This window comes from Aeromicrobium sp. (genome assembly GCF_014378035.1).
Classification (GTDB): domain Bacteria; phylum Actinomycetota; class Actinomycetes; order Propionibacteriales; family Nocardioidaceae; genus Aeromicrobium.
Window position 1 is genome coordinate 1 of the sequence record NZ_JACMOM010000332.1, and the last position, 8,208, is coordinate 8,208.

Annotated in this window: 7 protein-coding genes and 1 pseudogene; 4 read left to right on the forward strand and 4 right to left on the reverse strand. The window is 66.7% G+C overall.

Translation table 11 applies throughout. The features are described from left to right. A pseudogene (locus tag H7290_RS17760) lies at positions 1–296 on the forward strand (cyclase family protein); the annotation flags it as partial. A gap of 258 nt (positions 297–554) precedes the next feature. On the opposite strand, the gene H7290_RS17765 reads toward H7290_RS17760, so the two are convergent. The 4 genes from H7290_RS17765 to H7290_RS17780 all read right to left on the reverse strand — a co-directional run bounded on the left by H7290_RS17765 (position 555) and on the right by H7290_RS17780 (position 3,107). Beyond that, a complete protein-coding gene (locus H7290_RS17765; protein ID WP_290515351.1) occupies positions 555–956 on the reverse strand; it encodes a DinB family protein in 402 nt (133 codons plus the stop codon). A gap of 710 nt (positions 957–1,666) precedes the next feature. Beyond that, the gene (locus tag H7290_RS17770; RefSeq protein ID WP_290515352.1) at positions 1,667–1,885 is read right to left on the reverse strand and encodes a helix-turn-helix domain-containing protein; all 219 of its coding nucleotides are present in this window, start codon (positions 1,883–1,885) and stop codon (positions 1,667–1,669) included. Positions 1,886–2,086: 201 nt separating this feature from the next. Then, entirely contained in the window at positions 2,087–2,836 is a 750-nt protein-coding gene (locus tag H7290_RS17775) for a class I SAM-dependent methyltransferase (protein WP_290515353.1), read from the reverse strand. Positions 2,837–2,930: 94 nt separating this feature from the next. After that, positions 2,931–3,107, reverse strand: a complete 177-nt coding sequence (locus H7290_RS17780) for a hypothetical protein (protein ID WP_290515354.1) — start codon at positions 3,105–3,107, stop codon at positions 2,931–2,933. 42 nt (positions 3,108–3,149) lie between these two features. Between H7290_RS17780 and H7290_RS17785 the strand changes: the two genes are divergently transcribed. The 3 genes from H7290_RS17785 (at position 3,150) to H7290_RS17795 (ending at position 7,712) form a co-directional block, all read left to right on the forward strand. Next, complete coding sequence (locus tag H7290_RS17785; RefSeq protein ID WP_290515355.1) at positions 3,150–3,329, forward strand: hypothetical protein; 180 nt, start codon at positions 3,150–3,152, stop codon at positions 3,327–3,329. Positions 3,330–4,484: 1,155 nt separating this feature from the next. Continuing rightward, on the forward strand, positions 4,485–6,095 hold the full coding sequence (locus H7290_RS17790) for an amidase (protein WP_290515356.1): 1,611 nt from the start codon (positions 4,485–4,487) through the stop codon (positions 6,093–6,095). Between the two features lie 237 nt (positions 6,096–6,332). Continuing rightward, entirely contained in the window at positions 6,333–7,712 is a 1,380-nt protein-coding gene (locus tag H7290_RS17795) for a TIGR00366 family protein (protein ID WP_290515357.1), read from the forward strand. Positions 7,713–8,208 lie beyond the last annotated feature (496 nt).

The window sequence follows — 8,208 nt, forward strand, 5'->3', positions numbered from 1 at the left end:
CGGTGCTGGCCCTACTCGCGCGTGGCGTGCGGACCATCGGTACCGACGCCTGGAGCTTGGACCGGCCGTACCCGCTGATCGGCGCCGAGTGGCAGCAGCGGCGCGATCCGGCGGCGCTGTGGCCCGCGCACTTCGCCGGCATCGAGCAGCCTTATCTGCAGACCGAGAAGCTGGCCAACCTCACGGCAGTGCCGGCGACCGGGGCCACCATCCTCGCGTTCCCGATCAAGGTTGAGGGCGGCAGCGGCGCGTGGACGCGAGCCGTAGCCCTAGTCCCAGAGCCAGGCGAGCGCTGAACCATCTGGGAGCCGCAGCGCGGTTCCGCACTATGCCTGGGTCGTCTTTGGGTGCAGGAGCGGTTGGTGCGTCGGGGACGATCCAGCACTGGGGCGGTTATGGTTCCCCTGAGCCGCTGTCCCACCTGCCCGGCCGAGCAGATGCGTGGGGCACCGTCAACGGTGCTCGTGCCGTTAGCCAACCCCGTGCGGCGCCCCCCGGCCCGCCCATTGAAGAAGGCGACGTCGTCCCGCAGGGGATCGTCACGCGGTGCATCTTTAGTGCGCATCAACCAGAGGTTGATCTCTCGATGAGGTCGAGGTCGCGCACACAGAACTGATGGTGCTCGAACTCCTGCCGAGCACCGTGCCTAGACATTGCCGCAGCGATCGTCCGCGTGCGTACGACGGCCACATGTCGTTGTCGGGGATCGGTGCCGGCTCCTGGAGCTGCTCGGAGGTGACCGCGTCCAACCAGCGCTCGAGTTCGGCCGCCTGTTCGTCCCTGATCGCGAGCACCTCGTCGAGCGTCGGGTCCGCCGACGGGTCGAGACCCTGCTCCTCGCGGCCGGGCACAGACTCGATGCCCAGCCCCATCGGGGTGAACAGATCGGTCGACCCGAGGCAGCAGCGCCGAAACCACGAGTCGTGGACGAAGACCAGGTGGCGCAGCGCCTGCACAGCGGACCACTCGTCGTTTCACGATCTCGTGCTCGATGCTAAGCGATTGCCGCATGCGCGCCACGGTCGCCGCCCAGTCGGTGCGCAGTTGCCGCCACCCTCGGCGCACGTCGGCCAGGTCGTCCGAGCGGATGAGCCGGCGGACCGGGTGACGACGGTCGAGCTCGGCCTCGACGTACTCCATGACTTCGACGCCGTACACAACGAGGTTGGTCACCAGCCCGTCGATCACGGCGCCCTGCATGATCACGCCGATCAGACGGGTGTTGTTCAGGTTGCACTCGCGGAACTCCGCGCCTTCCATGTCCTCGTCTACGTACCGCGTCATGCTCGGCAGGCTATGCCCGGCCCCCGACACTCTGAACGGGCAGCGAGGGCAGAGTCGGGAGATGATGCGCTTCATGTCGATTCGGTAGGAAAACTCCCCGCGCACGAGTTGGCGTCGAGCTCGCCCCCAATTCGCCGCTGCTGGCCGGAATGTCACTTGTGCAGGTGACCCGACAGCCGCGCGACGCCTACTTCCCGACCGTCGGGGTCAGGCATGCGCGCTCCTCAGATCAAAGGCCCGGGCGCATCACATTCCTCAGCCGCGCTCTTGAGTCGTGCCGCAAGTGGAACCCCTTCAGGTCTCTTGTGCCCGAGCCGTGGTCGACAAGGCGCCGCTGTGCCGCTGAGGTGTCGGATCCGGGACAGCCGACGCGTCTGCCAAGTCAGCGGCGTGTTCTCGCTTCTGCGAGGTCAGCCTTGGCTGCGATGCGCTGTCGTTCGATCGCGCGGTAGACGGTAGATCGACCGACGCCGAAGAGCTCGGCCACCTCGAGGGTGCTGTACTCCCCGCTATGAACCAGGGACACCAGGTGTGCCTCCTGCTTGCAGCTGAGCTTGGGCTGCTTACCGCGCAACCGACCCTTCGCCTTCGCGACCTTCATCCCCTCCACCGTGCGCAGCCGGATCAGGTCGGACTCGATTATGTGGACAATCCTGGTCCGTCAAGCCGATGACGGAACGGACCGAGCCAATTCCGATGCTGGCGCTGTGGCCGGTCACGGGTTGGAGTGCGCGGCGCCAAACTCTGCCGCGACGCCATGATCAGGCGCAGTCGCAGTCGCAGCCGAACGTTGCGACGCGTTCTATAGCCGTTGGACCGTTGCGGTGGATACCGTCGAGGCATTGGATGCGGGTTCGTTCGTGTCGTCGTCAATGATGCCTACGACCCTCAGGCCGGCGTCCGTGGAGAGAGCGCTGAATGACCGTGGGGTGTGCCAGTGGATGATCCACTCCCTGTCTGCCACTTCGGTGCCGCCAGGCGCAACTCGTTCGTAGCGTGACGTTGTTGCTCGGGTGCGCCGTTCCCGGTCGTAGGTCTCCGACAGCGGGGTGTACCTGAGCTCGATGCCCTGACCATCATCCGTGGAGCGGGTGACCCCGAGCTCGTCGTCCGGCGTGGGGTCCGGAACCCACAGTGGAATGAGGGCCGCGCCGTCGTCGGTCAGGTGCTCGCGAATGGCTCGAAGAGCCTGCAGGGCCGTCTCATCGTCGGCCAGCAGGTTGAACGTCGGACCGGCAAAGTAGATCGACGAATAGCGTCGGTCAAGGTTCAGGGATTCGGCACGCTGGTGAAAAACGTGGGTGGCGATGCCACGTGCGACTGCATTCGTCCGGCATCGCTCGACCATGTCCATGGAGGAGTCAACTCCGTCGACTTCAAGCCCTGCCGCGCAGAGATCCAGTAGCGGTTCGCCGTCGCCGCAGCCAACTTCCAGGGCTGGTTGACCGTGTGTCCTGACGAACTCGAGGTACGGCTCCGCCTCAAACGTTGATGATTTCAACTTGGCGTAGGCGTCGACAACGATGCCGGAGTAGAAGTCCGCAGGTTCCATAGGCCAGACCGTCTCATGCGTGGACGCGAGCAGGCATCCGATTTCACTGGCCGGCCGCTGTTCGACTCTAGGTGCGTGCCGCGGCCGCGTGGGGTCAGGCCAGGTCGTGGAGGAGCTGCTCCAGACGCCGTTTGGTTGCTTCGTGACGCTCGATCTCGCGTGGCCAATCGCGGGTGGTGGCGTCGTCGATGAGTTGCTGCTCGACTTCAAAGCGTGCGCGCAGCCTGGGTGCGTAGTTGCTGGTGGTGAGGAACTTCGAGCAGGTCAGCACGAGGTCGCACTCGCACGGCCCCTCGGCCGGGGTGCGTAGGCAGTGGCCGAGTTTGAGCTCGGTTTTAAGGAAGTCGGTCTGCAGCCACGAAACCGCGTCGGGGTCGAGGCGGTGCTCGCGAAGGGCGTCGGCGGCCGGGCCGGCGAGAGTGACGTCGGCTCCGATGTGGCGGTCGAGGGCGTCTTGGTACTGCTAGGCGGTCATCCCGGCGTGTCCAGATAACAGAGAACTCGGCCACCATGGCGAGGACGTTGAACAGCAGGCGACCGACCGCGTCAGTCGGGTCGTAGACCGACCTACCGAGGCTGATCTGCCGGGCCGTCAGTTCGTCGGCGATCGCCGGGGCATCGGGCAGGGACCGCGCCAGACGGCCTGGACCAACTTCCGCTGCTCACCAGTGCCGTCGTCAAGTACGGCATTGCCTACGACGCCTGTCACGACACGGGCGAGGCACTGCTGGCGGCGTACGGCATCCGGACGACCAACGGGCCCGGCCAGCACGAGGCGCTCGGCCGCTATCTGCGTGCCGTCTTCGACAAGCCGCCCGAGGAAAGGGCGGCGCGAGAGTTCGACCGCCCACGACGCGCTCGCAACCAGGACCGTTACGAGGCGAAGCCGGTCGGGGCCGCGGCGACTGAGAAGGCCGAGCAGGTCGCCCGGACTCTGTTCGACGCCGCCCTCGCCAGAGGGATCTCGTCGTGACCCAGCAGTCCGCCAGAAGTCCGGCCGAGACCGATGATCGCCAACGAAGCCCAACGGTCACGAGAACGCGTTTCCGCAGTGATGATGGCGGGGCTGCCCGGTCCTGATGGATCGTGGTGGAAGTCCCCGGCCGGACGGAACGTGACCTGATAGGGGATTGGCCGCGCCTCGTCACTGTGCTGTCCGCCCGACCGGTTGTTGCGTGCCGTCCCATCTCAACAAGAGAACGGTGCAACGCCATGCTGGAAACCACATCCTCGCAACGCGAGATCACCGGCGGGATCGACACCCACGCCGACTCTCCGCCACCACGACCGGCTGCGAGGAACTGCTCGACTCGCTCACCGACTTCGGGAGAATGGTTGCCATCGGCGTCGAGGGCACTCGTTCCTACGGCGCGGGGTTGTCCACCGCTAGCGACAACCCGACACGACTTCGTTCCGAGGTGTCCTTCGCCGCGCTGTTTGGGGGTCAGCCCGCTGCCGGCTTCTGTCCTGAGGCGCCACGAGACTCTCGGGCATTGACCTTTCGGCGTGAAGACCTATAGACAATGAGCCACCGGTGGGGCCCAGCCGATGGATCGGTCGTTTCGCAAGGACCAACCACACCCGTCCGGGAGACCCGTCACCTCGGCGGATCGGCGTCAGTCGTCCCGCTCCCAGGAGGGCACAGAGCATGACCCATTCGTCGAACTCCCAGGACCCACCACTTCCCGACGACTCGTCCGGAGGATCCTCCCGACGCAGCGCCGTCGCCGACGCGGCCGACCGGGCCGGCGCCACCGCAGTGGCCGGCACCGCCACCAGCGCCGCAACAGCACCCCTGGAGGGGCTTCGTGGACCGGCCGGTCGGCCGCGGAACCTGCGTGACCTCGTGATGTACGACGCGCTGGACCTCTCGCGCCTGATCAAGCGTCGTCAGGTCTCCTGCGTCGAGGTCATGGAGACCTTCCTCGACCACATCGAGCAGCACAACCCCAGCGTCAACGCGATCGTCGCGCTACGTGAACGCTCCGACCTGATCGCCGAGGCCGAGCTGCGTGAGCGCCAGCTGCGCCGTGGTGAGTACCTCGGCTGGATGCACGCAATCCCGCACGCGGTGAAGGACCTTGCCGCCGCGAAGGGCATCCGCTGGACCTCTGGTTCGCCGATCCATGCCGACCGGGTGGCCACCACCGACGACCTGTTCGTGCAGCGGATCAAGGCCGCCGGCGCCATCATCATCGGCAAGACCAACACCCCCGAGTTCGGCCTCGGCTCGCAGACCTACAACCCCGTGTACGGCGCCACCGCGACGCCGTACGACACCACGCGTACAGCGGGCGGGAGCAGCGGTGGAGCCGCATCGGCGCTGGCCCTGCGGATGGTCCCGGTGGCCGACGGCAGCGACTACATGGGCTCACTGAGGAACCCTGCGGCGTTCAACAACGTGGTGGGCTTCCGCCCGTCCTGGGGCCGCGTCCCGGCGCCGGACTTCATCGCCCAGGGCAGTGTCTCGGGCCCGATGGGCCGATCGGTGGCTGACGTCGCGATGCTGCTCTCGACGATGGCCGGCCCGCATCCGTCGGCTCCCCTGGCCATCGACGAGGACCCGGAGGTGTTCGAGCGAAGCCTGAAGGCCAGCTTCCGCGGCACCCGGATCGCCTACGTCGGCGACTGGGACGGTTACCTCCCCACCGAGCCAGGTGTGCTCGAGCTGTGCGAGTCGTCCTTCGGGGCCTTCGGGCGCATCGGTTGCACGGTGGAGCGGGCCCTGCCGGAGTTCGACCCTGCGAGGATCTGGCAGCTGTTCCTCACGTGGCGGTGGTGGGCACAGCTCGGCAGCGCCGAACTGTACGACGACCCGAGCAAGCGCGCCCAGATGAAGCCCGAGCTGATCTGGGAGATCGAGCACGGGCTTGAGCTCTCGGCTCGCGACGTCACCAAGGCTGCGGCGGCGCGCAACGAGTGGTACACCGCGGTCACCGCCATGTTCGAGCGCTACGACTACATCCTCGCTCCGAGTGCCCAGGTGTTCCCGTTCGACAAGAACACGCAGTGGCCGGCCTCCATTGACGGCCGCCCCATGGACACCTACCACCGCTGGATGGAAACGGTCGCGCCGTGGACGATGACGGGCCATCCGGTCGCGGGCATGCCCGTCGGCTTCGACTCCCGAGGGCTCCCGATGGGCATCCAGATCATCGGACCCGACAACGGTGACCGGGCCGTGCTCCAGCTGGCCCACGCCTACGAGCAGCAGACCCGCTGGGTCGACCGGGTGCTGCCGCCTGCGCTGAGGGGCTGACGGGGCCCGGGCCGTCGCTCGCCGCGCACCCCCGCCTCTGGATGAGCCGGAATGGATGGCGCTGGAACGCGACAGGCGTGCGGGATGGAGGGCAGCCGGGCACGCTGAGCAGTCAACATCGCTCAGCTTCACCCTCTGCTGAGGGTGCACGCTCCCGATCGCTTGACATAGGAGCAAGGGAACACGAGGGTGATTTGGGGGCGCAGCGCCATGCCCCGAGGACGAGGAGTGCCCATCATGCCTAGTGCCAGCACCAGCTCGAAGAAACGATCGTCAGGGCCTTCAGGCCTGATGCGGCCCGTCAACTTCGTCGTCGAGCGCTTCATCCCCAGCGCCCTGGTCTTCGCCATCGTGTTGACCTTCATCGTGGCATTCCTTGCGCTGACCCTCACCGACACCGGCCCGGTCGACGTCGTCAAGGGCTGGGGCGAGGGTCTGTCGGGCCTGTTGGAGTTCATGACGCAGATGGCCCTGATCCTCCTGCTGGGCCACACCTTGGCCAACACAGGTCCGGTGCGCACGTTGTTGGCGTCGCTGGGCGGGCTGCCCAAGACGGCGTTGCAGGGCTACCTCTTTGTGTTCCTGGTCGCTGCCATTGCCTCGCTGGTCACCTGGGGCCTCGGCCTCGTGGTCGGCGTGCTGCTGGCCGTGGAAGTAGCCAAGCAGGGGCGGGCGAAGGGGCTGAACCTGCACTTTCCGATGCTGGTCGCGGCAGGGTACTCCGGCTACGTCATCTGGCACATGGGTTACTCCGGTTCCGGCACCTTGACCGCAGCCACCGAGGGCTCGTTCATCGCAGAACAGCTCGGCCAGACCATACCGATCAGCGAGACGACGTTCGCGTGGTGGAACATCCTCGCGATCGTCGCCACGATCATCGTGGTGGGCGGCGGGCTCGCGCTGGTGGCACCGCGCGCAGGTGACAAGATCGTCGAGCTGAGGACCGACGCCCGCTTCGAGGACGACGTCGCCATCGACGACGAGGTCGTGACCCCGGCCGACCGGGTGGATGCCAGCCGTGTCCTCACGACGCTGGTCGGCCTGGCGTTGCTCTCCTACCTGGTGATCCACTACGCGGAGGGCGGCACCGCGACCCTCGACATCGTCAACTGGACCTTCTTGGCCTTGATCTTCCTGCTGGTACGCAGCCCGCTCGAGCTGATCGCTCTTGTCAAGAACGCCGCATCGAACGTGGGTGAGATCCTGCTCCAGTTCCCGCTGTACGCGGGGATCATGGGGATCATGGCCACCTCGGGGCTGATCACCGTCTTCTCCGACTTCATGGTCGAGACCGCCGGTCCGTCGACCTTCGGCGTGCTGGTCTTCCTCTCGGCCGGAGTGGTGAACCTGTTCGTGCCATCCGGTGGCGGGCAGTTCGCTGTGCAGGGACCGGTGATGCTCGACGCCGGGGGGCGGTTGGGTGTCGACCCGGCGGTGACGATCATGGCGATCGCCTACGGCGATCAGTGGACCAACATGATCCAGCCCTTCTGGGCTCTGCCGGTGCTGGCCATCTCCGGGCTGAAGATCCGCGACATCCTCGGCTACACCACGGTGACGCTCCTTGCGTCTGGCTTGGTCTTCGCTGCGACGATGTTGCTGCTCGGTTCGGGATAGCCACCGCGTTCGAGGGCCGGGGAACATCGGCGTGGCTCTCGCCACAGCTTCTGATAGTTCACAGGCGGGCGAGCAGGCGTCTTCTTGACGCCGAGGATAGCCAGATCCGGCGTCTCCTCCTCGCCAACAGCAACGTCGAGGCCGTGTCGTTGTGGGCGGTTCGACGCGGCTGCGCATGCGACCGAGTGCCACTGGTTCAGTCGACGTCGGGAGGCGTGCCCGTCCCGCAAGCCGAACGCGGCTTGCGACGATCAACGGCACGAGAGCGCCACCCTCACTCCGCGCGTCATCGTCACCGAAAGCGGATCCGCTTCCGGCCACGACGACCTATCGCGGTCGCTGACTGGCAACCACGTTGGCCGTTCGCCGACTGGGTTCCGCACTTGGGGGTTCGATCGGGCACTATCGAGAGCGTGCGGATCTGCCTGCTGCCTAGCCCGTTGGCCACCTCAGCAGTGGCCGGTCCGCTCGCGGTGGCATTGCGCGAACGCGGCCA

What these genes read in the sequence shown, in the direction of transcription:
- H7290_RS17770 (WP_290515352.1), bottom strand. Translation starts at nt 1,885, where the DNA reads ATGAAGGTCGCGAAGGCGAAGGGTCGGTTGCGCGGTAAGCAGCCCAAG.
- H7290_RS17775 (WP_290515353.1), bottom strand. Translation starts at nt 2,836, where the DNA reads ATGGAACCTGCGGACTTCTACTCCGGCATCGTTGTCGACGCCTACGCC.
- H7290_RS17790 (WP_290515356.1), top strand. Translation starts at nt 4,485, where the DNA reads ATGACCCATTCGTCGAACTCCCAGGACCCACCACTTCCCGACGACTCG.
- H7290_RS17795 (WP_290515357.1), top strand. Translation starts at nt 6,333, where the DNA reads ATGCCTAGTGCCAGCACCAGCTCGAAGAAACGATCGTCAGGGCCTTCA.